Here is a 26,256-nt window from a genome sequence, read left to right on the forward strand (position 1 = left end):
AACGGTTGTATCTAATACTGGGGGCAGGTCAATACTTCACTGCAACGCTCTGCACGCTCTCCCCATCAAGATACCGATCTGTTCTTCTCTCCATCATCCAACACTCGGTTGAAGGCAGTGCTTCAATCAGACCAATATCGGTTGTAGTGCAAATCCCCCTAAAATGGCAGCGAAGCGGTGCATTTTGCACCTTGCCCCCCCCAATTGTCAGCACTAACATGTTCACTTGATCAAGTCAAAAAATCATTTTCTACAGCACTCTATCAGGAGCTCGACATGCCCTCTCATACTGATCTTCCTCTTGAGCCACTTGACGTATTGATCATGGGAGCTGGCGTGTCTGGCATAGGTGCGGCAGCCTATCTGCGACGCGATCAGCCGCACAAAGTCATTGCGATTCTCGAATCCCGTGAACAAATGGGCGGCACCTGGGATCTGTTCCGTTATCCGGGTATTCGTTCGGACTCGGATCTGTATACCTTTGGTTTTGACTTTAAACCCTGGACGAAAGCCAAATCTCTGGCCGATGCGTCGGACATTCTCGAGTATCTGCACGAAACCATTGATGAATATGCGCTAGCTCCCTTCATTCATTATAAGCAGCAGGTGATCTCCGCGAACTGGCAAACGGACAAAGGTTTATGGGCTGTACAAGTCGAGGACGGTTATACGGCTAAGATCCGTGTGATCGAATGCCGCTGGTTGTTCAGTGCAGGCGGTTACTATCGTTACGATCAGGGGTTCAGTCCTCGTTTTGAAGGCAGTGAGCATTTCAAAGGGCAAATCATTCACCCACAACACTGGCCAGAACAGTTGGATTACACCGGCAAGCGAGTCGTCGTCATTGGCAGTGGTGCAACGGCGGTGACCTTGATTCCCGCCATGGCGGACAAAGCTGCCAGTGTAACCATGCTACAGCGCACTCCCTCCTACATCATCAATCAGCCTGCGAATGATTCCGTTGCAGCTTTTCTACGCAAGATTCTACCGGAACAAACAGCTTACTCACTGACACGCTATAAAAATGCCAAGATTACTTTGGCTTTCTGGGGATTTTGCCAACGCTTCCCTAAGCTCTCGCGAAAACTGCTTCTTTGGTTGACCCGTAAGGAATTGCCGAAAGACTACCCGGTCGATGTGCATTTTAATCCGCCCTACAACCCATGGGATCAACGTCTTTGTTCAGTTCCCGAAGGCGATTTGTTCAAAACTATCAGCGCAGGGAAAGCCGACGTCGTGACCGATCATGTCGAACGGTTCACCGAACACGGTGTATTGCTCAAATCGGGCAAGATGCTTAAGGCTGACATTATCATTACTGCCACGGGGCTTAACGTACAACTGTTTGGCGGCATCACCCTATACAAGGACGGCAAACCGGTCGTGCTGAGTGAAACCATCGCCTACAAAGGCATGATGCTCTCCGGCGTACCCAATTTTGCGTTTGCGGTGGGTTACACCAATTCATCCTGGACCTTGAAAGTTTGCCTGCTGTGCGACCATTTTTGCCGCTTGCTGGGTTTCATGGAACGCAAAGATTATAACGTTTGCGAGCCTAAAGCACCGGATGGTATCAAGACTCGCCCCTTGTTGGACTTCGGAGCCGGCTACGTGCAGCGCGTACTGGACAGCATGCCACGACAGGGACCACGCGAACCTTGGGTGATGTCGATGGATTATTTTCGCGATATCAAGTTATTGCGCCGTGGAAAAGTGGATGATAAGCATCTCTCGTTCATGACAGTAAGCCATTCCCCCTTACATGCCGACATCGAACTGCAGCAGCAAGGTAGCCACCCATGAGCACCGACCACTTCTGTGAGTTAGCGATGCAACGCAAGCTCTGCTATCGTAGCCACGGCTCAGAAGACGCTCCTGCGGTTCTTCTTATCGTCGGTTTAGGACTACAGTTGACCTATTGGCCACAAACGCTGATTGCCGGGCTGGTTGAGCGAGGTTTTCGCGTCATAACATTAGACAACCGCGATTCGGGCAAATCGTTCTTTACTGACGTGGCGCCTCCCACGATCTTGCAGCAGTTGTTCCGTAAACGGACTTCCGGTTATAACCTGGCTGATATGGCCGAAGACGTGATCGGTCTCATGAATGGCTTGAAACTAGAAATGGCGCATGTAATGGGTATGTCGATGGGGGGAATGATCGCCCAGACACTCGCTGCCCGCTATCCTGAGCGCATCAGGACGCTAACCTCCATTTTCTCGACAACCGGCTCTCTACGCGTAGGCCAGCCAGCATACAAGACTATCTTGCATCTCGTGCGCCGTCCCCCCCGGAATCAGCTGGAAAGTGTTCGGAATTATCTGGACATAATGAGGCTTATTGGTTCAACGCTCGAGTGGAACGAGAAAGCGCTGCGTGACTATGCCCTGGAAGCCTGGGACCGAGGTGGCCGTGAGGCGAGCAACGTAGGAACCGCCAGACAAGTTGGCGCCATCATTAATTCCGGTGACCGCACCGCGGAGATACGGCGAATTCGTTGCAGGTCGCTGATTATTCATGGGGAGAAAGATCTGATGGTCGCAACTAATGGTGGGTTCGCCACGGCTGCGGCGATTCGTGGCTCCAACCTGGTTCTCTTACCTGGTATGGGGCATGACTTTCCGACCTGCCTGTCGGGCACGCTGCTATCCCTGTTGGCTGGGCACATGCGCTAACACGTATTCGCTTTTTAAAAGATACTAGGATGCTTTTCTATTGCCACACCAGGGACTTCCCAAAGCAGGCTTAAAACAAAAACAAAAAAACAAAAAAACAAAAAAACAAAAAAAAGACAAAACCTTCGCTTGCACGAAACCACAAAGCCACCTATCACAGTTTTGATTTTTAAGACATTACTCCCCACCAAAATCGTGATTGAACCAGGCCCGTCCGGATGCATCATGGAACATCTATGAGCACGGCAGCGAACGTACCTTTACACCATGCTATATATATTCCTTTCATCAAAGCCAGTTCTGACAGTAGCGGCTCAGGTTCTGGACAATGCCTCCAGCGCCTGCGAGCCGATTTATTACAAGAAGAAGGCCAGATAATTGTTGATGGCGTTGTAGTCCATATCTCTTTCGCACCCTATGCACGTATCCCGTTGTGGATTGTATAACTTACGACGTAGAGTGGCATATGTACCTTTATACGAGTATAATTCGAGAATTTGAACGATTAAAGAGGTTAGTATGTTAAATGTCAGTGACAACAGTAAAAATGAAAGTATATTGCTAGAGTATAAGAAAATGGAATCGGTTTACCATAAATTTTCAGCAAAGGTTGAGGATATTTTATTACACGCAATTAAAGGCATAAAGATTATAAATGTAAACAAAAGAGTTAAGACATTAGAAAGCCTTTCGGATAAGCTCATTAAGAAACAGTCTAAATACAATGATATAAACGAAATCACAGATATCGTAGGCGTCCGAGTAATTACATTATTCTCCGATGACGTTGATGGCGTGGCGAGAATAGTTGAAAGTGAGTTTGACGTTGATATTGAAAACTCTATAGACAAACGTAAAAGTGAGTCTCCTGATAAATTTGGCTATATGTCTCTTCATTATGTAATTCAGATGAAAAAAAACAGAACCAATTTACCAGAATATAAAGAATTCGCTGGATTAAAAGCAGAAATACAAATCAGGACATCATTACAACACTCCTGGGCTGAGATGGAACATGGCCTTCAGTACAAAAATAGTGACGCGCTACCGTATAAAATTAGAAGACAACTATCAAGCTTATCCAGTTTATTAGAAACTGCTGACTCTCAGCTGGTTCTTCTCAAAGATTTTGAAAATGAACTGATCGATGAATCAACGCTATCGTTAAACAAAGAAAAACCTGAAAACGTCGCACTAAACAAAATAACGCTTCCTTTATTCTTTAAAGACAAAAACTCAATTATCTATAAAATCAGGGACGAGTTTTTGAACAATAAATCCGACAAAGAACTCAACGTCCCAGGAGTGGAAAAATTAGCAGATTTTGATCGCGAAGGAATTAGAACACTAGACTCTAACCTGTCATTTTTTGCATCATGCCTTCATGACTTTGAAATATTCAATTTCCAACAACTCTATGATTTTTGCAAAAACAGATCAGATGTCCTACTTAACCACTCGGATAAAATAAATGAGGAGATTCTACGTAAACCTAGCGCGATAAACATTAATAATTTCTTCTTTATGTTTTTGCTGGCTTGCATATATGACGAACTAATCAATGGGAATAAGATTGATGATAAATCAAACTGATCGCTAGTGGCATCTATTTACTGGCAAAGGTGAATAAAAACATTATCATCTATTTATACGCATTTATATACATAAAATAATTGTTATAGGAATATTTAATTTTTTATAGTTGCAGGCAATATGAAGAGAAATTCATAGCCATATGCTATACAGCATCAATGTCTACTACCTGCCATCAATGACCGTGACTTGAATGGCAGGAAAAGGGTAGGATATGGAAAAAAGAGAGTGCTAATCATTGAAGCTGGTATACATACGACGGAAGCCCTAGAAAAGCATCTAGAAAAAGACGACTTCGCCTTGGCCAAAGCAGGTGATGGTCCTAAAGGACTAGAGATGTTTTTTCCTGGCAATCTGACTTAATCTTACTTGATGCCCAACTGTCAGGAATCAATGGCTATGAAATACTAGCACGTATACGTAGAAAGAGTGTCGTACCTATAATAATGTTGACAGTAACAGGAGAAATACAGAATAAGAACACTTCACTAAGGCACGGTATTGATGACTATATTGCGAGGTCATATAATCTGGAAGAGGTTGTCGCACGGGTACATGCGGTACTAAGAAGAACAACTGCACCGAACATAAAATCTGTCCTCATTACTTGCGGCCAAGTACAACTTGATGAAAATGCAATTTTAGCTCAAATTTATTACGCCGATGATATTAAAACCCCTTTAAGCCTTACGCCAACAGAATTCTTGTAGCTATCAATATTAATGCGTTCACCAAGAAAATTCTACTCACAGCAGACATTGTTGAGTAAGTGCTTGCCAGAGAGTGATACTTGTGAACGTGTTGTTGACGCTCATATTTATAATTTACGGAAAAAGCCGAATTCGGCTGGGGTGCACGATGCTTTTAATTATCGTAAGAACGGCATGATATAGATATTGGAGTCAATAAAACAGAGCAACCCCGCCCCTCCCAACCCCCCCCCCTAAAATCACGGCAACTCACTTGTTATTCAGAATAATGTCATATTTTATTCTTTTTTGATTTGAACGCTAAGATCACAACTTTATATAAATATTATTACTTGTTAGATTTTTGCGATAAAACCACGCCATTCTGCCATTCATATGTATATCCCCCCTACCGAAACAACATAAATAAATCTGTTACCATCACACTAATAGTATGAAATCTACCATATAATTATATAATTCCGCCATCAACACTGTCGATTTTTCAACTGGCGCAATCGTTACAAAGAGAGCATCCCGCCACGGCTTATCTCCGCTAAGCCCGACCAGTCTCTTGGAAAATTTAGCTAGCTGAATATCAATACTTCTCAGATAAGACAGTACAGTACGAATAAGAGAAGGACGGGCATTCCGACAGGATAAATTTGGAATGTTGGCTAAATGCTTGCACCGCTCGGGGAGCAAGCATAACGCAAAAAACCCTTTAAGATAAATTTATTATTGCATTATCTCTGCACCTGTTTCAATTACTCAGTCCTGAGAAGCCACCTTAAGAATATTATAAATGTAGTGCCTATAGCTGTTAAAAAGTGATTGATCTTCGCAATCGTTCAAAGCCCCTTTGCACAAGTGTCGCATGTCGATATTAGCCTGATAGAAGGGCGACACCTTTAGTCTGGCTTGTTCAAGCAGAATCCCTCCTAAAAAGGCGATATCAGTTATCGACCCCAAGTCTGCAACAGGCTGCATATTGGCATTGTCTCGCAAACTGAACTGCGTCAAATGTGCGGCATCTGGTAGTGATGTCGAATACCCATTCTCCCAATCAATATTCGGCTGATGATCACCAAAATACATAAACATTGTGGGCTTTTGACGCTGATCGATAAACTGGAAAAATTCTGACATCGCTGCGTCGGAGGTTTGTATTTTTTCCATATAGTGGCTGAACTTAGCTGCGGAAGTTTTGTTTGTTACCACTGGCCTCAGTTGATAGTTATCTTTGTGGCTAGCGTCATAAGGCCCATGCTCATACATGGTCAACGCATAAACAAACACTGGCTTGTCAGTATGGGTATCCAGTATTTTTTTGATGTAATGCAGTATGTCGGCGGTGCTGATATGCCACAGGTTATCCTGCAAGCTACCAGGATAACCTAATTCCTGGGGTTGGATAATTTTATCGACTCCCATCATGGTATAGGCGTGGCCGGCGTTATAAGCTGACTTATTAAAGGGAGTGAGAACCACGGTATAATAACCATTAGCTTTCATCTGCTTGAAAAGACTGTCATTCACATGGTCGATAACCGAGTAAAAAACCGCATTTTTCTTGGTACCAAAATCATCGCTGCGCAACCCCGTGAGGACTGAAAACTCCGATAACCAAGTCCCCCCTCCGAAAGTTTGTACTCGCATCAGCGTATGCGCTTTCACCGCCGTCCCTTGTTCAAACATGGAAAAATGCGGCAGCAATGCCGGATCGGGAAGCTGATACAATCGAGGATCAGTGGTGGACTCCTGCAGCAGCAGTACAATATCTGGGTGCATATTATCAGATGCCTGGGATACTTTATTTAGCACAGATGTGCGGGTAGTAAAGTTCTCAGAACTGTCATCGGGAAAGGAGGGAGAGTCATAGTTCATCTGGCTGCTCGACATCACCAGATTAGACACCACGCCTGTTCCGCCCGGTAAAGTGCCGGCCCAGTCTTGTTGATAAAAGAGCACACATTGGCTCAGCACCCCACCGCTAACGGACATCATACAAAGAGCAACGACTCTCGGCGTAACCCCACGTCGACGGGGTACTGCACGCCAGCCAACGATGAGCGTAATAGCAACAATCCCTCCCAATCCGACCAAGGCCAACCCAGCTTCCGGATAATGAAACAACGTGCCGATATTTGAGAGGTCGGTCAGCATAAAGAGATCGGAGAACATCAATTTGTCTTTATAATAATGCACTTTAAGCTGATTAATAAACTGCAGCACGATAACTAGCACACTACCGGTCGATATGGCAAACAGTACCTTCGCGGAGAGTAAGTATCCTATCCCCACAACGAAAACAAATGCACTAATAGCAGTAACGAGAGGATAAATGTCATCAGGAGAATTGCCAACCAAAATAATTATGGCTGCAATAATTAGCAGAAATAGATAAGAATAAGTCTTTGGCCTAGAGATATACTGCGTTCTTATCGATGGGTGGGAGTGATGCTTCATTATGCTACTTTTCACCTATGAGAGAGGGAAATTAATTCGTTGTTAAAGAGTATTAATTAATGTGTTCTTCACGCTCAAATAGTGATAACCAGAAGCACAAATTTAGTCGACGACACTCTAACCAACATCCACCGTATAGATTTATCTGGCAAGTTTACAGTATCCACACGGGCAACATCTAGCAACCCATGCGATATAATCGCTCTGCTAAAATTCACCGCGACTAACTTGCTCCCGAACCGTACACCGTAACTCACCCGCACAATCCCAACAAGTTTTATCTCTAACTCACTCATTCCCCGGGCCTCCATTTCTGAGAGAGTAGCCAGCACGGCATCACCATTTTAGCTCTTTTTTTGAGCAACCATTATCCCATCAGACCTATTGACTCACCTACGTCATAACGCCATTATCACATACGTTCTGTTGACAGTCGCATATGAACTCCCCTTTTGGCTCGTAGAGCTGAAAATCCAAGTTTTCTAAGCGGCCATGTCGAAATATTCAGAAGACTGGATGCTTGAGCTTAGTATAAAATTCTTATAACAAGATTGTGTGGAGATAGTGTGGAGGTTTCATGTGGAAAGTAGCATTCATGCTTGGGAGATTGAATGAAAACCATTAAAATTCTTCTTGCGGAAGATGAATATGAAATTACCGAGATCCTTACTGCTTATCTTAGAAACGAAGGTTTCGAGGTCGTGCCTGCGCACAACGGACGGCAAGCCATCGCACTGTTTCAGGCCACGCTACCACAGTTCGTGATTCTGGATATCAAAATGCCGTTAATGAACGGCTGGCAGGTGCTGAATGAAATTCGCAAGACGCACGATACACCAGTCATGATGCTAACCGCATTAGATACGGATGTTGACAAAATCCATGCTCTGCGTAATGGTGCTGACGATTATATTGTCAAGCCATTTAATCCAGCAGAGGTGATTGCCAGAGTGAACATTATTTTGCGCAGGGTTTCGTTTCACCGTAACAACAAAGATCTTTCAGTTTATTCCACAAAAAACATTGAAATAAACATTGAACATCACCAAGTTACAATAAAAAACACCGGCGAAGACATCGGTGATAAGCTAACATCAACCGAGTTCAGATTATTAACACACCTTATTCGTTATCCCAAACGGGTTTTTACGCGACAAGAGTTACTAGAGAACTGCCTGCCGGAGAATGATGCTAATGAGCGCACAGTAGACAGTCATGTCAGCAAACTCAGAAAGAAATTTAGCCAAGCTGGATTATCTAATATTCCTGAAAGCATCCGTGGTTTTGGTTACCGGCTGGGGGATTGATATGGTACATCGCAGCATCAATAGTCAGCTTTTCCTCCTAACGCTAAAAGTGGTGATTTCCACATTAGTGCTCATTTCTGCCGTCTATAGCACCTACTTCATGATTTTCTACGATTGGCATTCTCCTCCGGCGTTTTCCTGGATACATGACAGCCTAATGACGATATTATCCGTTCTACTCTCTTCGGTGCTCGCCAGTTATCTATCGTTGAGTTTTGCCAAAAGACTTATTAAACCATTACAGTCAGTGGCTCACAGCGCCAGAAAAATCTCTGAAGGCCAGCTTAGCGAACGAGTGAACCACCATCACTGCCATACCATCGAAATAGTCCGGCTTATCAATGATTTTAACTCTATGGCAGGCAAGCTCGAAGCAATGTCTGATGATATGAAAAAATGGAATGCAGCTATCGCCCATGAATTACGTACCCCGGTTACAGTTATTCAGGGCCGTCTGCAAGGTCTACGGGACGGCCTATTTGCGAACGACAGTAGGCAGTTCGACATGCTGATTCGGCAAACTGAAGGACTGTCCCGTTTGATCGACGATTTACGCGTACTCAGCCTATCGGACAGCGGTCAATTATACATTTACCGTGAAACGGTACATCTGAAAGCACTGTTACACAATTGCGTAGAAACGTTTAATAGCCACCTCACCGCCAGTGGTCTTAAGCCCGTCATCGAAGCCGCGGATGTGGTGTGTTATGTCGATGAGGTACGCCTCCGCCAAATCTTTATAGCCCTGCTCAGCAACGCCTGCAAATATGCCGACCCCGGTCTGCTGCGGATGCGTTGCTCAGCAAGGCGCAGCGATATTATCATAACAGTGGAAGATGAAGGGCCCGGTATCGCAGATGAGGAATGTACTGCCATTTTCGAAGCATTTTTCCGTTCCCACACTAGCGGTAAGAAAGAAATCAACGGCAGCGGACTCGGCCTGGCGGTAGTCAACGCCATTGCTCTAGCGCACGGCGGGCAAGCCACATATCGTCACAGCGAGCTTGGTGGTACCTGTATTGAAATCTCGCTCCCTAACTGCGTCAATGCGACATTGTAGGAACGCCCTTCCTCATCTATCTTTCCACACGTCCTGCAGCAACGCCTTGTCGAGGTTCAGATCTACCTGCTTCAGGATAAAGACGAGCTGCTCTTCGGTGAATCGTGATTTTTTCATCGGCACCACCTCTGCTCAGGGAGTGTCGATCATGCCGGGATTCGGTTTCTGAATGGCGCAGGATTTTGTGTCAGGGTCAGTGCTCTTTATCAAATTTATTATCTTACATCTTTAACTCCACATAAACTCCACAGAACCCATCTATACTGTTAGCCACTAACGTTTTTTGGACCATTCGGAGTATCATTTTCATGTCCCTAGATATACAAGCGCTTCTTGCCGATGAGGAAAAATACTGTTCGCACGGTGACACCGTTCACTATGTAAACCCGCCGAAAATCTTCAAGCATTGCAACGGTAGTTATATGTTTGATGAGAATGACACTGCATATCTGGATTTGCAGATGTGGTACTCGGCAGTTAACTTTGGTTATAAAAACCCTAGATTGGAAGAAACGCTTAAAAATCAGATTGATACCTTGCCGCAAATCGCCAGCCAATACTTACACCCAACTAAAATAGAGCTGGCCAAATTCATTGCCCAAGACGCAGAACAGAAATGGGGCCATAGTGGTCGCGTGCACTTCAACGTCGGTGGCGCGCAGGCGATTGAAGATTCACTCAAAGTAGTACGTAATGCAAGCAATGGCAAAAGTTTGATGTTCGCCTTTGAAGGGGGCTATCATGGACGCACATTAGGCGCTTCTTCAATTACGTCCAGCTATCGTTATCGTCGTCGTTTCGGTCATTTCGGCGATCGAGCACAGTTTGTTCCGTTCCCTTATCCATTCCGCCGTCCTAAAGGCATGACATCAGAAGAGTATGCGGATCACATCGTGAGTGAGTTCGCCCGCAAGTTCGAAAACGAATATCACGCCATCTGGGATCCGAAAACCAATCAGTGCGAATATGCAGCATTCTATATTGAACCTATTCAGGGGACTGGTGGTTATGTCATCCCACCTGCAAACTTCTTCACAGGCCTAAAAAAAGTACTGGACACTCACGGCATCTTATTAGTGGTTGATGAAATCCAGATGGGGTTCTGGCGGACAGGTAAACTTTGGTCAGTAGAAAATTTCGGCATCAAGCCAGATGTGCTGGTTTTCGCTAAAGCATTGACTAATGGTCTGAATCCATTGTCCGGTCTGTGGGCGCGTGAAGAACTGATTAACCCAGGCGTTTTCCCACCAGGCTCAACACACTCAACCTTCGCATCTAACCCACTGGGAACTGCACTGGGTCTGGAAGTTATGAAAATGACGCATGAAGTTGATTTCGGTAAACAAGTGCGTGACAGCGGCGCTTACTTCCTTGATGGACTGCAAGAGCTGCAAAAACGGCATAAAGAAATCGGCGATGTGGATGGAATGGGTCTAGCACTGCGTGCAGAGATCTGTACCGAAGACGGCTTTACTCCAAACCGCGAACTTTTAGATAAAATGGTCGATATGGGCTTGGAAGGAAATCTGGAGTATCAAGGCCAGAAACGTGGCTTGGTCCTGGATGTTGGCGGATATTACAAGAACGTCATTACCTTTGCCCCATCATTGATGATTACCAAAGCAGAAATCGATGAAGCTCTAACCCTGTTGGATCAACTGATCAGCAGAGCTAAGAACGCTTAATGACTTGGTTGAACCAACTTGAACCCAAAGGTCTGTTACAGGCCTTTGGGGAAATGCCCCCAGACAGTTTTCGTCTTCTGGGGCATGAACAAATTTTAGCTTTTTTCATGCGCTTTCACTTGCTTACCACCATGGAAGACAAGGCAAGAGCCCGTATTCAACGTCTACCATTATATGCACGATGGGCTAAATGGTTATCGATTAACACGGCGTTTGTAGGTACAACCGTCAGCGAATATGTACCGTTTAGCGCTGATCTCCTTCCTGAGTATTTTATTGAACTCTTGCAGCAACAGATTTCCCCTTTATGTAAAATCACTATTATTAAGGATATTCCGCAAAGCTCACCATTATTATCAGAAATGGAAAATGACTATGCTGATGCAGTAATAAAAAGCGCCGTCAAGCAAGGTTATATTGTCGTAGAGGGCCAAGCTCTCGCCTATGTACCAGTGGATTTTGACTCTATTGAATCCTATCTTGCACAACTTTCCTATAGCCGACGTAAAAATCTACGTCGTAAAATAAAAAGTCGGAATGATGTTATCGTAACTGTCATTCCAACAGGAAGGTTCTATAATGAAATTGACGAGCGAGTTACCCGTGAATATTATGATCTGTACGAAGAAGTATATTCTCAGAGTGAAATACATTTTGATCACCTGACTTACGATTTCATATGTCAACTGTTGCGAGATAATAACAGCAACGGTATTGTTTTCGAATATCGTCGGCGCAGCGATAACCTCCTGATTGGCTGGAATTTGTGTTACGCGTTTAGGGGGAATCTGATCGATAAATATATTGGCTTGCGTTACCCTCATGCTCGAGAACTGAATCTCTATTTCTTAAGTTGGATAGTGAACCTAGAGTACGCGCTGCAGCATGGCTTGAAGCACTATATCGCTGGTTGGACAGATCCCGAGGTTAAAGCTAGCTTGGGAGCTAAATTTACCTTTACCCGTCATGCGGTTTATATTCGCAGTCCGCTTTTGCGCACCTTGATACGCAGGTTTTCTAATTCATTTGAAGGTGACCGCTCTAAGTTGGATGCGAGGACATGAAATGAAACTGCCGACCCTCGTACTTGATTTAGATGATTCTATCCGGCGCTTGCCCAATGAAAACCGCTTACGCCCAGCAACTCACTGGCGTGAGCAAGTCCGCTTTGGGTGTAGCATTAAGCATTTTCGCCAGTTTTGGGCTGAGACAGAAAAGACGCTTCCCCCCACAGAGCAATATGGCACTGTGTTAATAGGCAGCGGAGACTTTCATCACTTGACCCTCCCCTTGGTACAACACTGCCTTAAAAACAAAACTGGATCTATGCGCCTTATCGTATTAGATAATCATCCAGATAATATGCGATTTCCCTGGGGTATTCACTGTGGGTCTTGGGTACGCCATGCTGCCTTACTCCCACAGATCAGCCATATTCACGTGGTGGGGGTCACCTCTCAGGATATTAGCGTAAAACACGCCTGGGAAAATTATCTGGCGCCGCTTTTTCGTGGTAGGGTGACTTATTGGAGTACAGGAGTAAATGTAGGCTGGGGAAAGAACATCGGAATTGGCAAGGCATTCCAGCATTTTAACAGCAGCGAGACGCTATGTGAGGCTTTCTGTTCGATGCTGGCACAACAACCTGAGCCGACTTACCTTAGTATTGATAAAGACGTGTTTTCCCCATCCGTCGTTCGTACTAATTGGGATCAAGGGCAGATGACGATCCCCGAAGCGTTACGCATCATTAAGGCACTCAGCGGTAGTTTGGTGGGTAGCGACATTACGGGGGAAGTCTCTGAATGGCAGTACCAAACGGCTTGGAAGCGCTGGCTTAGCGCCGCCGATGGTCAGCAGCTGATATTTGGTGAAACGCTAAATGAGCTCCATAATGAGCATGCTACGCTGAACCTGCAATTGCTTGAAGCCCTTGCATTCAGCCGAAAAGTGTAATGATAAACTCATATACATGCTGGCTCACTGATAGCCACAAAGGAGGAAACAACCCTTTTCCTCCTTTATCAGTAACATGGACGAATGCTCATAAAGCAGATGTGTTTAACAAGACGTCGCTTGCTTACCCAATAAATGGGCTACATTCCTTCCGCCTTGGTTGTATAACCGTTGTTCTTGTCTTTCTTTTTTTCCGACTCAGAGGTTTCACTGATCGCGAGTAAAAGAATTCCCAGCAAGATAAGACCACAACCGACTATTTTAGCCCAACCAATATTTTCGTTAAACAGAAGGGAAGAAAGCACCAACACAGAAATGATTTCCAAGTGTGAAGCAGCAAAGGCTGGTCCTATCGGCGCACGTTTAAGCAACGTGATCCAAGTAAAGAAAGCACCAATATACCCAACTACTGCACCATAAATCCAGGGTTGACCAAAGAGTCGCCCCAACCAATTAGTTGATAATTCAAATGGCAATGCTTGGTCGCCAGCGTACTTGATACTGATTTGTGTTATAGTATCAAAAACCATTAAGACCATAAAGCCAATGAAATAGAAACGTTTCATAATTAACCCTGTAATCCAACAACGGCGACACCGAGAGACACACAAGCAATACCGAGCACTCGCATTGGAGACATAGTCTCACGGAAGATAATCCTGCCAAGCACCATAACGGCTACAATATTAATCGAGCCGAGCAAAACCCCTTCAGACAGCGGAACCAGCGACAGAAAGGCGATCCACAGCAAGAATTCGGCGACATAGCAGATTATCCCACACCAAACATAAGGCCTAAGACTCATTCGTATCCAACTCGAACGACTTTTATCTTTCAGCGAATCCACTGCAGCTGCTTTAAACGCTAACTGCCCAACACTATCAAGGATAGCATTGAGGCCCCACAAGATTAAAACAGTCATACTCATAAACACCCTCCAGAAGGTTCACTTAGCGTTCCAGGGGTAGATATTAGTTCCGCAACATTCTCGTCTGCTAAAGATCGTTCTATAGCAAAATTAATACAGAGTTCATTCACTTTACGCCGTTCACGATCGATGGTAATCATGTGATAACTGTCTTCAAGCAGTACCAATTGCACTGGTGCATGGCGGACGCCTTTGACAATATCCATCGCATTTTTTACTGAAGCAATATCATCGTGACTAGAATGCAGCACTAAACTGGGCGCTTGCACACGCGCAAGACGCTTCAACACGTAGGAGGACAGTTTCTGCATTTCCACTACAGACCAGAATGGATTGCCGGGTAATCCCGCCTCAGCACTATTACCCGCATGCATCTGCGAGACCATACGCTTGCGAAGTGCCTTATCTTTAATACCGTAAGGTGGCTTCTCGTAAAACATTTTTTGACGGCCAATACCGAGCATCCGAAGATACGGTAGAATAAATGCCAGGCGGGTATATTTTGGCATGCTCCAACCATCATGGCGAAACGTACTGGAAAGTGCCATAACCCCAGCGATCTGCTGCGGCCTCTCAGTTGCCAATGCCAATGCCAACACCGCTCCCATCGAAAGGCCACCCACGATCAGTTTCTTTACCTTTACCATGAGTTTGTCAGCCCCGGCACGCACGCTGGCCAACCATTCTTGCCAAGTCGACTCCAACAGATCGTTTAGAGTACCGCAATGTCCGGCAAGCTGAACAGCGTAGACGGTGAAGCCCGCGTTGTTCAACCCTCGGGCCAGAATGCGCATCTCATTAGGCGTTCCTGTCAGCCCATGAATCAATAGAACTCCGGTTTCAGCTCGCTCCCCTCGCCCTTCGAGCCAGTAGTCATTCATGCTCATACAGCTTTATCCCTCAAGTTCCGTGCTACGAATGAATACAGCAAATTGGTAGCATCTTTAAAGTTGTTCATTCTTAAATGAGGGATATCGTGCTGCTGGCAATAAGCGAGCAAACGTGACTTAGCCATCACTATATCCGCTTTGCCTGAGACACAAAAATCAGAACTGCCGTCACCCACGTATAGTACCTGTTGCCTGCGCTGCTTCTGTAGATTCAGCAAGTGACATTTACAATTTGCACTCCCTTTTAAGCAACTGCCACGGAACCAAGGCGTTTCCAGCCGCCATTTTCGCTCCCCCTCTTGCACTAAATGATTGGCAAAAACGGTCAAATGCCCTAAGCCATGGCGGGCCAGGATTGAGCTAATTGCATAGTCCAAACCATCACTGACGATATGAACTGCCCATCCCAAACGACTGGCTGCAGCGACAAACGCTGGAAATTGGGGATCAATTTCAATGGTATCCAGATGCGAATCAAGCTGCTCTCGAGTCATGTCCAAAAGCGCAACCTGACCACGCATACAGTCGCTGGAACCAATAATGCCGTTTTCCCACTCTTGTTCGAGGTGCTCCCAACCCGGCAAACCAAAACGCTCTAACAAAGTATCGGCGACATCATTTAAGCTGATAGTGCCATCAAAATCACACTGTACAACCCAGTCCAATTGCTGACTGGGGGGAATCACTATATTCATGAAACTCTTCTCTAAATTTTATTAAAATACATTACGGATTGTCATAAAAACTCACAACTACATTTTGCCCGACCAACGTGGATGGCTCACTATCAAATGCCAGAATGCATTCTACGACGCGCCGAGGACTCTGCTGGGCGTTTTCTTGCAATTGGCTCAGCACGAAAGTGGAACTAATGCGAATAACGTGGGCTGTGGGCAAATCCTTTCTTTCACTGTCATTATCAATTTGCACTTTGGCTTTCATACCCACTTTTACGCCTGCTAGATAGCTTTCATTCAGCTCGGCTCGGATGATGAACGGTTTGTTAGGCAAAAAGAGTATGACGGGCTGGCCGCTCGAAATAAACGCGCCTTCCTGAGCATTTAATTTCACAATAGAACCAGCAAAAGGAGCTCGCAGGTCAAGTTGCGCGCCATGTTCAACTAGTTTAGCTAAGCGTCTTTCAGCCAGATTTGCTTGAGCCTGAGCAACAGTAACGGCTGTTTTTGCCTGTTGCACAGCCTCATAAGCCTCATCGCTGAGCTGCATTTGAGCAGCTCCAGCTTGGGCAGCCATCTTCAAGCGAGTCGCTTTTTGTTTTAGCCCCGGTAGTTGTTCACCTATCCCTTGTAACTGCGCAACTGCCACAGCGATTTCACTTTCTGCTACACGTTTATCTGCGTAATATAGGCGATGATCCTGTTGCATCAGTATTTGCCCTTTCTGAACTGCCTGACCTTCAGTGACCAAGACTTTGTCGACCACGCCTTCTGATGGAAATGATAAGGCTACGATCCCCCCATCCACATCGACTTTTCCGCGAGCAATCGCCACTGGCACTACCGCTTGGGTTGGGGCAGTCGCAACAGGTTTTACCGGTTTATCATCACAACCAGACAGCATCCATAAGCTAACGATGACAGATATCCCCCCCCACTTTAATTCTTTCAAATTCATCGTTCTTGCCTCAATTCTTATGATTCGATGTCTGTGCATCTTGCTGAATAGCGCCATCTTCCATATGCAAAAGGCGATCTGCATGACTCATCAAACGCGGATCGTGACTTACACACAGCGTCGTAACGCCATATGTTCGGGCAATCCGGTGTAGAATGTTGATCACTCGCTGCCCGCTTTCCGCATCTAATGCGCTGGTTGGCTCATCTGCAAATAACAGCTTCGGTGCTTTTGCTACTGCGCGCGCAATTGCTACCCGTTGCTTCTCCCCACCGGAAAGCTGTGCCGGATACATGTGCGCCCGGTGGCTTAGCCCAACGTCCTCAAGTGCCGCCATAGCACGCTCTTCACTTGTTCGCTTGCTTACCCCTAGGTACCCCATAGGGAGTTGCACTTGCTCGATCGCTGTTAAAGAGGGGAATAGATTAAATCCTTGAAATATAAAACCAGTATGTTCAAGGCGAAACCTTTCCATTGCTGCCCTGCTAAATGTGCTGAGATCGATTCCTAGCGCAATAGCCTTACCACTATCTGGTTGTTGCAGACCAGAGAGCAAAGACAAGAGCGTGCTTTTTCCACACCCAGAAGGACCGGAAATGAGAGTTAACTCCCCAGGGTTTACCGTTAATGAAAGGTGCCTTAACACCGGTACGGTCAAACTTCCGGTCAGGAACGATTTACTGATGTCCTGAGCCTGCAAAACAGGCTGTGATGAGTGGCTGTAAAAATTAACCATGTTTCTTAACCTTTTAGTCAGCGTAACAGTAGTGAAGGATCGATATTTAACTGTTCCCTTACAGCTGACAAACTTGAAAGTAGCACCATACAAGCCACCAAGAATATACAACTCAGCATGGCAAAGGGTGTGATCTCTACCGGTACCTGATAGTGTTTGGCAATACTGAGTAACAGTGCACTTACTATAGCCGAGAAGAGAAGCCCAATGCTGCCAATCCAGCAGGATTGCTCCACCACAACCTTTGCAAGAGCGAAGCGACTTGCACCCAATGCGTTGAGCGTGGCATATTCGCGGCTGTAGCTAGTAATGACTGTTTTAAGTGACTGACTGGTAATCATGGCCCCAACCAAGCAGACCAATCCCGCCATAAATAATACGGCTACACCCGCACCTGTATCCAGCAACCAGTACAGCTGCGAACGTGAGGCAAAGTCATTGGACGACCACATTTCATATAGGCCGAAGCGTTTGTCCGGTTGTGAGAAGCGCGCTAATACACTAGAGAGCTGCCCTGGTTGCTTTAACCGCGCAAGATAATAGGTGCTACCTTCTCCTTCCTGCAGCCCAGCGATCGTTAAAGCACTTTCATGAGAGGAGAGCACATTAATACCGCCCAATCCGCGTAAACCTTTCAGTATGCCAACGATATATACAGGCTGTTTATTAATCCAAGCATGCCCCCCTACATGTGAACCCAGCGTAGCCAAATCAGCGGGATCAACGATAACAGCACCAGGCTCACGCAGCTTTTCTCGCAGTTCAACAGGAAGAAGCCGCGAAAACATCATCGCTTCAGGGCGAGTTGAAATACCAGAAAGATAAACAGACACACTACCACCGTCCGCATTCGGGGTGTACCAGTCGCCATCCACCCAGAGATAAGACTCAACCTCTGCGATCTCAGGATCCATACGCAAGTGGGTTTTAACATCCGGCCCAATCAGTCGACCATAATTAACACTTTGGGTACCGGGATATCCAATCCAAACATCAGCAGAGGAAGCGTTTATGTATATTGCCGCACTGCCAAAAATCCCAAGCACCAACGCCACCTGAACAATCAATAAAATACCGGAAAAACCAACAGAGAGTCCCACAGGGACAAAACGTCGCCATTCGTGAATCAGTGATTTCCGCGCGAGTGAAATCATTACCGGCCCTCTGCGTGTGTAGTAAATGACTCGGAGACTGCTGACAACGGCGCACCGCCCAACGCTTTGAATAAGGTGACGAAAGCAGAAGCATGCTTAAACTCTGCCTCAACTAATTCAGACTCTACTTGCAACATCGTGCTCTTCCCACTTAAACCATCATATTCACTGGATAACCCCAGTTGGTTTAGTTTCTGTTGCATAATGCGTAAATGATTTTGTTGCTCAAAAGCAGTATGCAGAGCTTGAAGGCATTGATTTTGGTAGTTCAGCGAAGATAGCGCATCCTCAGTCTCACCAACACCATCTTGCACCGCTTTGCGATATCCCAGCAGTGCTGCCTGAAGCTCGTGTTCTTTGGCATGTTTATTCGCTAAACGCATCCCCCAATCCCACAATGGAATATCAATGATAGGACCAAGGGCAGGGATACTATTACTGCCACTGCGGCGATAATTTTCTGTCTGGTTATATGCATATAATAATGAACCGCTTAACGTCAGACGAGGATAAAGCGCAGCTTGAGCCAGCCCCACATCAGCGGCAGATTGCAATACATCAGCTTCTGCTTGTCTAATATCAGGGCGCGTACGCAGCAAATCGGCGGGTATCTCTTTAATACGAATATCCGGAGTTAAATTTATTTTATCATGTAATAGTTGCACCGTCTGTGTCAGTGTCTTGTTCGTCAGTAGCGCCAGTGCCCGGGATGATTGCTCTCTAACTTGCTGTAATTCAATGATGTTGGCCTGTAAACGTGCCATACGCAAAGAAGAACTGATCTGTTCTTCCGCATCACCAATGTGAGCGGTTTTACGGATCGCCGCTAATGTATGTAAACGTTTCTCAACAGCCTCCTGAGAGGACAGTAGAGACAACTGTCGGCCAGCATATATAAAACGTAAATAATTTTGCACTACGTTTGCAACGACAGAAATACGCACCCCTTGCTCCCGGGCTTGAGCCGATAGAACAACGGCTTCCCCAGCCTGTTGCCGGTTGGCTGACTCGCCATAGAGGCTGAGCTCCCATACCATATCAATACTGCCGTGGAGGTAATTATCCCGGGCAGCGGCATCTTGCACAGGTTGAACTCCCGCTCGGAGATGAGGTAAATAGCTACTGGCGGTAGCACCATTCAGAGCTTGCGCTGTTTTCAACCACTGTTCGGCTTGGGCAATATTCAGGTTATTAGCAAGCGCATTTTCTACAAGTTCGTCTAACACCGGGTCATTAAAAGTTTGCCACCAGGAGCGTAAATCTACGAGATGCCCCCATGCAGGCATAGCCACGTCCCACTTATCAGGCACTTTTTGTGTTAAATCAGGTCTATTGGAGCCAACACAGCCACTCAATAATATCAATGCCGGAATTGCTATCGCTCCCTTTCTAAAATAGCCACCAAAAAAAATCATATAGTGTTTTCCACGATAACATTTATCCTTACTCTATCTTAGCTAAGATAGGTTGCTTTTATGTTGAGATTATGTGGAGGTTGGATGGAGTCAAGTGTCCCCACACAAATTTACGCTCCAGCCTAGTAGCGAAAACCGTATGATGTGTGCTCGTGAGAAGTCTGTCTTTCCTGCCCCCACGCTTGTCATCCCACTATTTTCGGTATCCTTCTAGGTGCAATCGTCTTTGAGCCATCTACACCAATGCTCCAGAATGTGTGAAGCGGGAGATAAGAGTTATCAGGCATATTGGTGTACAGCCTGCGAAACGCCTTAGCGTAATGCGCACCTTCTAACGGTTGTTGGAAAGCTTCTGCCGGGTATGATCAGATACTCATGTTTTATGTCATCACCAAGGGGATTCTCTTTGGCGAGCTACTTGGTTTTCTGGCGTTTATTGCGGGTGACGCCTTGCTTAGCTTCCAACCCTTTGAAATAGCCTGCCAGGCGCTCTGGAAACTATCTAGCGGGTCGATTGCGTCTGTGGGTTCTTAGCAGACTGCGGTAAATACCCGCCCGACAACGATAGCGAGCAAGCGATGATGATAAAGCAGATCTTGTCTATCGCTCTACACAGGAGATTACTCTTCACCATATCATTGATTAACTTCAATTACTGATAATTTTTGCTCATATTTCTCACTCCGCATCACATAACTCACAATCAGAGTTAACGAGCCAAACAGCATGATTACCCAGTATGCAGCGGCCACCATAGTTACCATAGCTTAATCTGCAATCTCCCCGTACCCAACACGGTCAGAAAGGCTAATGAGATAATCGAGACAATTACGCCGTTACGGCATTTATTCATCGCTTTCTCTCTTCTTCGAGTCGGTGTATCGCCAGTAGTTGGTTATTCTCCTTGCGAACATAAACAGCACGTTTAATTTGCTTGCTATTGGTTTTGTGGATTGATGCTCTGTTTTTTTCATGAATGACAGCACGATAATCCACAATAAAAATACGCGACAATTGTTAGATTTATCTCGCTGCACTAAAAAAGTAATCATCATCTTTCGCCCCTACCCCGGGGCTTTTTTTTTATTTTCCCACCGATGCGCTCCACTGGTTCAACGTAGCAACCTGGCCAGCGCAGATTGATAAAGCTGTTCGGAGCGCCAACGCATGGCTTCCGATAGCGGATTTTTTTACGCCTAAACGTCGAGGTAGCATGAGCTTTAGAGGAAAGGTTTGGTTTTGGATGTTGGTTTCATGCGCCATCTTCTGGTATGGCGTAGTTATTGGACTGATGGAGGTTATGTGATATGTGGATTTAAAGGAACGCCGTGGCCGTGGGAGCATTATGGCCCGCATGGATGTCAGCACTCAATCGGCGGTTATATTGAGTCCGGTGATGGGGAGATATATGACGTTTCAGGGTTTGATGTTGGCAGTGAAATGGCTTTTAAAAATGCAAAAATATGGCCAGTAGGTCCATCCGTCACCGACTGATGAAGCTAGAAAAAGCCGTTGAGAAAGTCCGCCGCTCTGGCATTCACTCCGCATGCTGGGCGCCAATCACCAAATAATCCACCGAAAATATGAAACCACGAATTCCGCAACGAATCAGCGTCAAAGCTGAGGGGGTTCATGCGCCTACAGGGAGGGCAAAACGAAACCCAACCGGACTACCAACACAAGCATTTAACGTTGCCAGTGGCCCGCTGCTGGCGATTGCTGTCAAAAGACAACGGCAACTCATGGGAGATTATGTCCCACGAGCGCTACAATAACCCAATCAGGATTTAAACATGACCAGTCATCATGCATACCGCAATATCGCCAGAATTGCGGCTGAATGTGAACAACGTGGATGGTATGAAAGGCCGCTGAAATTTGGGAAAAATCCCTCAAACTCGCGCGAGCAGTCGACACTCCGTGGATTAAAACCCGTATAGAGTTTTGCGTCAACGCAGCCGCGCGCTGCTGGTGAGGTGAGAATTGAGTACTGTTTTTGCCAGCAACACGCCACCAGAACACAAAGACCGATGGCAAATTTTCAACGCACTGGACGTTGAGTTTGGCTTCTTACTGGATGCAACAGCAGACGATGGTAACGCGCTATGCGCTCACTACCAGACAGAGCAGGATAACGCGCTGTCTATCGACTTGGTGAGCTACGGCTCTATCTGGTGCAATCCGCCATACAGCACATCACCCCGTGGATGCTTAAGGCTGCGGAGCAATGCCGCGTGCAGAATCAGTCGATCGTGATGTTGTTGCCGGCGGACACGTCAACGGGTTGGTTTTCATTGGCGCTGCAGTCAGTCGATGAAGTCCGCCCTATCACCGATGGCCGCCTGGCGTTTATTAATTCCACGACGGGAAAGCCGGGGAAGAACGGCAACAGTACAAGTAGCCTGCTATTCATCTGGCGACAATTTATCAAGCCGCGGTGCCAGTTCTCAACCATATCCAGGGACGAGCTCCTGAGCATAGGAAAGAGCATAATCATGGAGGCAAGCATTGCATGATATGGACTCAGCAAAGAAAAACCCTCTCCGCAGTACATCCAGAGAGCTTTTAAGAGATTTCGACTCCCCTTCCAACGATTTAACCCTCCGTCAGTTACTCGATAAACACGCAGTAAAATGCGGGTTGATGATAACTCAGCTTGGAACACCGGGAAACGGAGGACGGAAATAACTGATTTCCGCTTTCACGATCTGCGGCATACGTGGGCGAGTTGGTTGGTTCAGGCAGATGTGCCGCTTTCGTCACTCCAGGAAATGGGCGGCAGGGAGAGCATCGAAATGGTACAGCGCTATGCTCACCTATCCCCAACCCATCTAACCGAACATGCGAGAAAAATTGACGAAGTCTTGGCGGGCAATGTCACTAATCTGGCACTTTTGGAAAATCTTGCAGTGGGAGAATGAGCGTAACTCATTGATACTTAATGGCCCCTGTAGGATTCGAATACAGACCACATTTCCATTGTTATTACACCATTTTTCTCTATTCGAAAAACACCGGGGCCCCCGATTAGGCCCCCAAACGCATTTCGCTGAAAACATCAGTGATTTCGAGCCCGTTGATTGTAACGATGAACTACAACGCAGCCAACATCCCCGGATTTTACTTGGCAAAGATGCCACTCATCTTTCCTATAAGTCTCAAGTGATTGGATGTCAGAGGTGCAGTTCTCAATCTGCGCCAGCGAGGCGTTGCGCCCGGTGACGATACGTTCAATGCTGGTCGAGCAAATCACCTCTGTGTGGTCGGTTAATACTTCTGGTTCAGTCTGCATATTTCCTACCCCATAATGAAAACACCCGCCGGTTTAAGGGCGGGTGTTATGTTGTGGTACCTGTCATTGTGCTCGGGTCAGAGGGCATGCCGGGGACGTTCACCAGTCAAAGGTCTCAATCCCCGGCAGAATATCGCCTGCAGCGTCGAGGTTAAGGAGAGCGATGGGGTGATGGTTCATCAGCGTGACAACCAACCGGCGGCAGGCTTTTGACACCCCTAACCGTTTAAGATGAAGTACCGGATGTCGCCAGGCATGGAGCCTAATCAAATACCCCGTTCCGGTAAAATGGAGCCACTCACCATGGCCATACTCCTCCTGCTGATGTGAAGCGTGATACAGCAGAGAGTTATCTCCGTCGGTGATGTGGGCGGTACTGCACTGGATACCCGTGAGCAGTGCGCCGGTGGGGAGTGTGTCACTGCTCATGGTTGCTTGCTTCCCTGAATGGCACGTGTGACCTCCCGGTAGCCGGCTCGCGTCATCAGGCCACAGGCCCGGCGGGCGCGCAGGATGTCGATGACGGTCACAAGGGGCGATTGCGCCTGTCCGGTGAAGCCCCGGCGGTCAATGCGCACCAGCTCAAACTTTTCCACCATGGCATTCAGCACATCCGCGAGGGACATACCGTTATCGATGTGTGCCTGTATCACGGCATCGTCGCTGAACGCGGTATCGTTGAGCGTCAGGCCGTAGTGCTGCGCCAGCAGGTAGGTGAGCAAGGATTGCCAGACAGTTATGGGAGACGGGCATGTTTGGGCCGCCCTTGACGGTGGTGCGGGTACTGTTCGCATAAGGCGTATCTCTTTGTTGGATAATAAGAACGGTGTGAGACTAAAAATGCGGGGCGTTATACCTGGGCGTTTCAGATGTCGGATAAATCGAAATGTAGACGTAGCCGTATGAGCCGAGGCTGTCTGCTTCGCAGGTCAGGCCATGGCAATACAGTGTGACACAGTGCTGATGACGCGGATTGAGCTCACCGGAAAGCAGCATCAATTCCAAATGCTTGATGAACTGCGGAAAAGCATTCTCCAAATCATGGCGCTGTGCGTCGCTGAAAATTCCGCTGATGTCTGCCCGGTCGGCCAGAAAATGCAGTCGTTCCCTCTCCTGTACCAGACGGGCGCCAAACTGCGGCGTGACGTTGCGTTTCAGCCCCCAGGCGGGAACATTATGGGGTGATGGCATGTAGTGCCTCCTGATTGCGTCGGATAAATCATAAGAGCCCGTGTTCGGCGAATGAGTACACGGTCATGCCGCCGACAATGCAGTGGTCCAGCACCCGGACGTCAATCAGCGCCAGTGCGTCCTGTATCCGCTGGGTAATGAGTCGATCGGCCTCGCTGGGGGCGGCATGCCCGGAGGGATGGCAGTGCGCCACGATGACCGCGGCAGCGTTATGCTTCAGTGCGCCCTTCACGATTTCACGCGGATGCACCTGCGTGCTGGCGATGCTGCCGCTAAACAGGGACTCATGCGCCAGCAAGCGATGCTGGTTGTCGAGATAGAGCACCATAAAGACTTCTCGCTCCAGCCGGGCCATTTGCAGGCGCAGCCAGTCGCGCACCATGAACGGGGCGGTGAAGGCTTCACCCGGTTTGCGTAAATGCTGCTCCAGCAATGCCAGCGCTCGTTGAATGGTGCGTTGAGAGGGTAAGGGCAGACCGGCGGTTGCCGGGGATAAGGTGATATTCATCATGATGGGGTGCCGTTGTCTGAAGGGTTAGTCGATGATGCGCATAATGGGGTTGCTTTCGGGATGGCTGAGGGCGTAATCCCGCAGGCGATAGTAGTGTTCGGTCATGGCGTCGCATTCGGTGCGGCAGGCGTGGTGGCTGTAAGTGATGAGGCAAGCGATGATGCCGGCAGCCTCATGTCCCACCGTTGCGCTATTGCCATTGAGGGCGTTAAAGAGCACGTACTCGCCTTCAGTGGACGGGATAATAAAAGCCCCCCCGTTACTGAGGGTGTAAAATTCCCAATAATCTCCGTGGTAGTCCTTACACAGGAGGTTGAGCCAGGAAAATATCGGTGACTCGAGGTGAAGCCATTGCGGAATGTCACCAAAGTGCTGTAGCCAAAATGACAGGCGATCTTCGTCATTAACGAGACTCGCTGTCAGTGTTGAGTGGTTGCTTATCGGACGTGTTGATGGTGTGTTGTTGGCAATATTCTCTTTCACAGGAATTATCCTTACGTTGGTGAAGTTGACCCACCTGATAGAACGGTGGGCGAATGACATGAAGCCGTTATTTATTATTCAACGGTATAAAAGCAAACAGGCCCTGCACCCGAAGGGGCAGAGCCTGCTGATGTGCCATGTTGCTGGTGGGATAAACCAAGCCGTAAATACCGCGACACAGCAACGGTTTTTCGGGTTATTGCCAGTTAAAGGTAAAGTCGCCTTTGCTGGTTTGTACCGTCAGCTCAAGCGGGCGACACTTATTGAAGCCATTGTTACTGGGGGTGGTAAAAGAGAGAGTCTGGCCGTATCCCAGACGCTTGTTTACATTTTTCCCCCGACCCGCCATGGAAATCAGGCAGTTGCCGCGATTTAGCGTAATTGACTGAATGGTAATGTCGTTCTCCAGACTGGTCAGCGTCAGCTGCCAGACGGGATAATTGGGGTTATTGATGAGGTAAGTGGCCTGAGACTTTACAGACAACGGGGTTGTGCCGGCGAGCGCAGAAAAGCTGCCGATGAGCAGTACGGCGGTCAGTACATGTTTAAACATGAGGGGGCTTTCCTTTCTGAAAGATATTTAAGGT

The 26,256-nt window shown here is 47.0% G+C and carries 27 protein-coding genes and 3 pseudogenes; 14 read left to right on the forward strand and 16 right to left on the reverse strand.

Annotated elements, in window-relative coordinates:
* Positions 1 to 276: 276 nt before the first annotated feature.
* From HMPREF3138_RS10290 to HMPREF3138_RS27470, 6 genes are all read left to right on the forward strand, one after another.
* Entirely contained in the window at positions 277 to 1,803 is a 1,527-nt protein-coding gene (locus HMPREF3138_RS10290; protein WP_038875127.1) for a flavin-containing monooxygenase, read from the forward strand.
* The gene (locus tag HMPREF3138_RS10295; protein WP_038875124.1) at positions 1,800 to 2,675 is read left to right on the forward strand and encodes an alpha/beta fold hydrolase; all 876 of its coding nucleotides are present in this window, start codon (positions 1,800 to 1,802) and stop codon (positions 2,673 to 2,675) included. Before HMPREF3138_RS10290 ends, HMPREF3138_RS10295 begins: the two co-directional genes overlap by 4 nt.
* A gap of 236 nt (positions 2,676 to 2,911) precedes the next feature.
* Positions 2,912 to 3,121, forward strand: a complete 210-nt coding sequence (locus HMPREF3138_RS26300) for a hypothetical protein (protein WP_134267094.1) — start codon at positions 2,912 to 2,914, stop codon at positions 3,119 to 3,121.
* A 73-nt stretch (positions 3,122 to 3,194) separates the two neighbouring features.
* Positions 3,195 to 4,268: a GTP pyrophosphokinase gene (locus HMPREF3138_RS10300; protein WP_050572060.1), complete on the forward strand. Its 1,074-nt coding sequence runs from the start codon at positions 3,195 to 3,197 to the stop codon at positions 4,266 to 4,268.
* A 404-nt stretch (positions 4,269 to 4,672) separates the two neighbouring features.
* Positions 4,673 to 4,978 (forward strand): response regulator, encoded by a 306-nt coding sequence (locus HMPREF3138_RS27465; RefSeq protein WP_354632483.1) that lies wholly within the window; start codon positions 4,673 to 4,675, stop codon positions 4,976 to 4,978.
* Positions 4,979 to 4,990: 12 nt separating this feature from the next.
* Positions 4,991 to 5,161, forward strand: a complete 171-nt coding sequence (locus HMPREF3138_RS27470; protein WP_168166341.1) for a winged helix-turn-helix domain-containing protein — start codon at positions 4,991 to 4,993, stop codon at positions 5,159 to 5,161.
* A 567-nt stretch (positions 5,162 to 5,728) separates the two neighbouring features.
* Here the strand turns inward: HMPREF3138_RS27470 and HMPREF3138_RS10305 are convergent.
* Positions 5,729 to 7,426 (reverse strand): LTA synthase family protein, encoded by a 1,698-nt coding sequence (locus HMPREF3138_RS10305; RefSeq protein ID WP_038875122.1) that lies wholly within the window; start codon positions 7,424 to 7,426, stop codon positions 5,729 to 5,731.
* A 611-nt stretch (positions 7,427 to 8,037) separates the two neighbouring features.
* Here HMPREF3138_RS10305 and HMPREF3138_RS10315 point away from each other — a divergent pair.
* From HMPREF3138_RS10315 to HMPREF3138_RS10335, 5 genes are all read left to right on the forward strand, one after another.
* Entirely contained in the window at positions 8,038 to 8,733 is a 696-nt protein-coding gene (locus tag HMPREF3138_RS10315; protein ID WP_071605337.1) for a response regulator, read from the forward strand.
* Positions 8,642 to 9,793 carry an ATP-binding protein gene (locus tag HMPREF3138_RS10320; protein WP_223294869.1) on the forward strand — a complete coding sequence of 384 codons (1,152 nt, stop codon included), beginning with the start codon at positions 8,642 to 8,644 and terminating at the stop codon, positions 9,791 to 9,793. The genes HMPREF3138_RS10315 and HMPREF3138_RS10320 overlap by 92 nt, the downstream gene beginning before the upstream one ends.
* A 308-nt stretch (positions 9,794 to 10,101) precedes the next feature.
* Entirely contained in the window at positions 10,102 to 11,478 is a 1,377-nt protein-coding gene (locus HMPREF3138_RS10325; protein ID WP_038875116.1) for an aspartate aminotransferase family protein, read from the forward strand.
* Entirely contained in the window at positions 11,478 to 12,542 is a 1,065-nt protein-coding gene (locus HMPREF3138_RS10330) for a peptidogalycan biosysnthesis protein (protein WP_038875113.1), read from the forward strand. The genes HMPREF3138_RS10325 and HMPREF3138_RS10330 overlap by 1 nt, the downstream gene beginning before the upstream one ends.
* A gap of 1 nt (position 12,543) precedes the next feature.
* A complete protein-coding gene (locus HMPREF3138_RS10335; RefSeq protein WP_050572059.1) occupies positions 12,544 to 13,434 on the forward strand; it encodes an arginase family protein in 891 nt (296 codons plus the stop codon).
* A 140-nt stretch (positions 13,435 to 13,574) separates the two neighbouring features.
* Here the strand turns inward: HMPREF3138_RS10335 and HMPREF3138_RS10340 are convergent, their stop codons facing one another.
* Genes HMPREF3138_RS10340 through HMPREF3138_RS10370 form a run of 8 tightly spaced genes read right to left on the reverse strand, consistent with a single transcriptional unit; the run spans position 13,575 to position 20,192 of the window.
* Complete coding sequence (locus HMPREF3138_RS10340) at positions 13,575 to 14,000, reverse strand: EamA family transporter (protein WP_047728598.1); 426 nt, start codon at positions 13,998 to 14,000, stop codon at positions 13,575 to 13,577.
* A 2-nt stretch (positions 14,001 to 14,002) separates the two neighbouring features.
* A complete protein-coding gene (locus HMPREF3138_RS10345; RefSeq protein ID WP_038875109.1) occupies positions 14,003 to 14,362 on the reverse strand; it encodes an EamA family transporter in 360 nt (119 codons plus the stop codon).
* Positions 14,359 to 15,249, reverse strand: coding sequence for an alpha/beta hydrolase (locus tag HMPREF3138_RS10350; RefSeq protein WP_065768495.1), 891 nt, complete (start codon positions 15,247 to 15,249; stop codon positions 14,359 to 14,361). The genes HMPREF3138_RS10345 and HMPREF3138_RS10350 overlap by 4 nt, the downstream gene beginning before the upstream one ends.
* Positions 15,246 to 15,947 carry an MtnX-like HAD-IB family phosphatase gene (locus HMPREF3138_RS10355; protein WP_047728600.1) on the reverse strand — a complete coding sequence of 234 codons (702 nt, stop codon included), beginning with the start codon at positions 15,945 to 15,947 and terminating at the stop codon, positions 15,246 to 15,248. The genes HMPREF3138_RS10350 and HMPREF3138_RS10355 overlap by 4 nt, the downstream gene beginning before the upstream one ends.
* Before the next feature lie 31 nt (positions 15,948 to 15,978).
* Entirely contained in the window at positions 15,979 to 16,887 is a 909-nt protein-coding gene (locus tag HMPREF3138_RS10360) for an HlyD family secretion protein (RefSeq protein ID WP_048233783.1), read from the reverse strand.
* A 10-nt stretch (positions 16,888 to 16,897) separates the two neighbouring features.
* On the reverse strand, positions 16,898 to 17,623 hold the full coding sequence (locus HMPREF3138_RS25420) for an ABC transporter ATP-binding protein (protein ID WP_055312582.1): 726 nt from the start codon (positions 17,621 to 17,623) through the stop codon (positions 16,898 to 16,900).
* Positions 17,624 to 17,640: 17 nt separating this feature from the next.
* Complete coding sequence (locus tag HMPREF3138_RS10365; protein ID WP_038875107.1) at positions 17,641 to 18,777, reverse strand: ABC transporter permease; 1,137 nt, start codon at positions 18,775 to 18,777, stop codon at positions 17,641 to 17,643.
* Positions 18,777 to 20,192: a TolC family protein gene (locus HMPREF3138_RS10370; protein WP_038875105.1), complete on the reverse strand. Its 1,416-nt coding sequence runs from the start codon at positions 20,190 to 20,192 to the stop codon at positions 18,777 to 18,779. The genes HMPREF3138_RS10365 and HMPREF3138_RS10370 overlap by 1 nt, the downstream gene beginning before the upstream one ends.
* 1,239 nt (positions 20,193 to 21,431) lie before the next feature.
* Here HMPREF3138_RS10370 and HMPREF3138_RS26700 point away from each other — a divergent pair.
* From HMPREF3138_RS26700 to HMPREF3138_RS10380, 3 genes and pseudogenes are all read left to right on the forward strand, one after another.
* A complete protein-coding gene (locus tag HMPREF3138_RS26700; protein ID WP_155523183.1) occupies positions 21,432 to 21,686 on the forward strand; it encodes a hypothetical protein in 255 nt (84 codons plus the stop codon).
* A 489-nt stretch (positions 21,687 to 22,175) separates the two neighbouring features.
* A pseudogene (locus HMPREF3138_RS10375) lies at positions 22,176 to 22,708 on the forward strand (phage N-6-adenine-methyltransferase).
* A gap of 114 nt (positions 22,709 to 22,822) precedes the next feature.
* Positions 22,823 to 23,113, forward strand: a pseudogene (locus tag HMPREF3138_RS10380) (tyrosine-type recombinase/integrase); the annotation flags it as partial.
* 269 nt (positions 23,114 to 23,382) lie between these two features.
* Here HMPREF3138_RS10380 and HMPREF3138_RS25430 read toward each other — a convergent pair.
* The 7 genes and pseudogenes from HMPREF3138_RS25430 to HMPREF3138_RS10410 all read right to left on the reverse strand — a co-directional run.
* Positions 23,383 to 23,484, reverse strand: a pseudogene (locus tag HMPREF3138_RS25430) (restriction endonuclease subunit M); the annotation flags it as partial.
* Between the two features lie 99 nt (positions 23,485 to 23,583).
* Complete coding sequence (locus HMPREF3138_RS10385; RefSeq protein WP_050597275.1) at positions 23,584 to 23,913, reverse strand: DUF5983 family protein; 330 nt, start codon at positions 23,911 to 23,913, stop codon at positions 23,584 to 23,586.
* A complete protein-coding gene (locus tag HMPREF3138_RS10390) occupies positions 23,910 to 24,278 on the reverse strand; it encodes a TA system toxin CbtA family protein (protein WP_032729493.1) in 369 nt (122 codons plus the stop codon). The genes HMPREF3138_RS10385 and HMPREF3138_RS10390 overlap by 4 nt, the downstream gene beginning before the upstream one ends.
* Positions 24,279 to 24,318: 40 nt before the next feature.
* Positions 24,319 to 24,675, reverse strand: a complete 357-nt coding sequence (locus HMPREF3138_RS25435; RefSeq protein WP_032729492.1) for a type IV toxin-antitoxin system YeeU family antitoxin — start codon at positions 24,673 to 24,675, stop codon at positions 24,319 to 24,321.
* Positions 24,676 to 24,703: 28 nt separating this feature from the next.
* The gene (gene radC, locus HMPREF3138_RS10400; RefSeq protein ID WP_032730964.1) at positions 24,704 to 25,183 is read right to left on the reverse strand and encodes a RadC family protein; all 480 of its coding nucleotides are present in this window, start codon (positions 25,181 to 25,183) and stop codon (positions 24,704 to 24,706) included.
* A 27-nt stretch (positions 25,184 to 25,210) separates the two neighbouring features.
* Positions 25,211 to 25,669, reverse strand: a complete 459-nt coding sequence (locus HMPREF3138_RS10405; RefSeq protein ID WP_050597274.1) for an antirestriction protein — start codon at positions 25,667 to 25,669, stop codon at positions 25,211 to 25,213.
* A gap of 196 nt (positions 25,670 to 25,865) precedes the next feature.
* On the reverse strand, positions 25,866 to 26,222 hold the full coding sequence (locus tag HMPREF3138_RS10410) for a hypothetical protein (protein WP_032729491.1): 357 nt from the start codon (positions 26,220 to 26,222) through the stop codon (positions 25,866 to 25,868).
* Positions 26,223 to 26,256 lie beyond the last annotated feature (34 nt).

This window comes from Serratia sp. HMSC15F11 (assembly GCF_001808215.1).
In the GTDB taxonomy this organism is placed as follows: Bacteria; Pseudomonadota; Gammaproteobacteria; order Enterobacterales; family Enterobacteriaceae; genus Serratia; species Serratia nevei.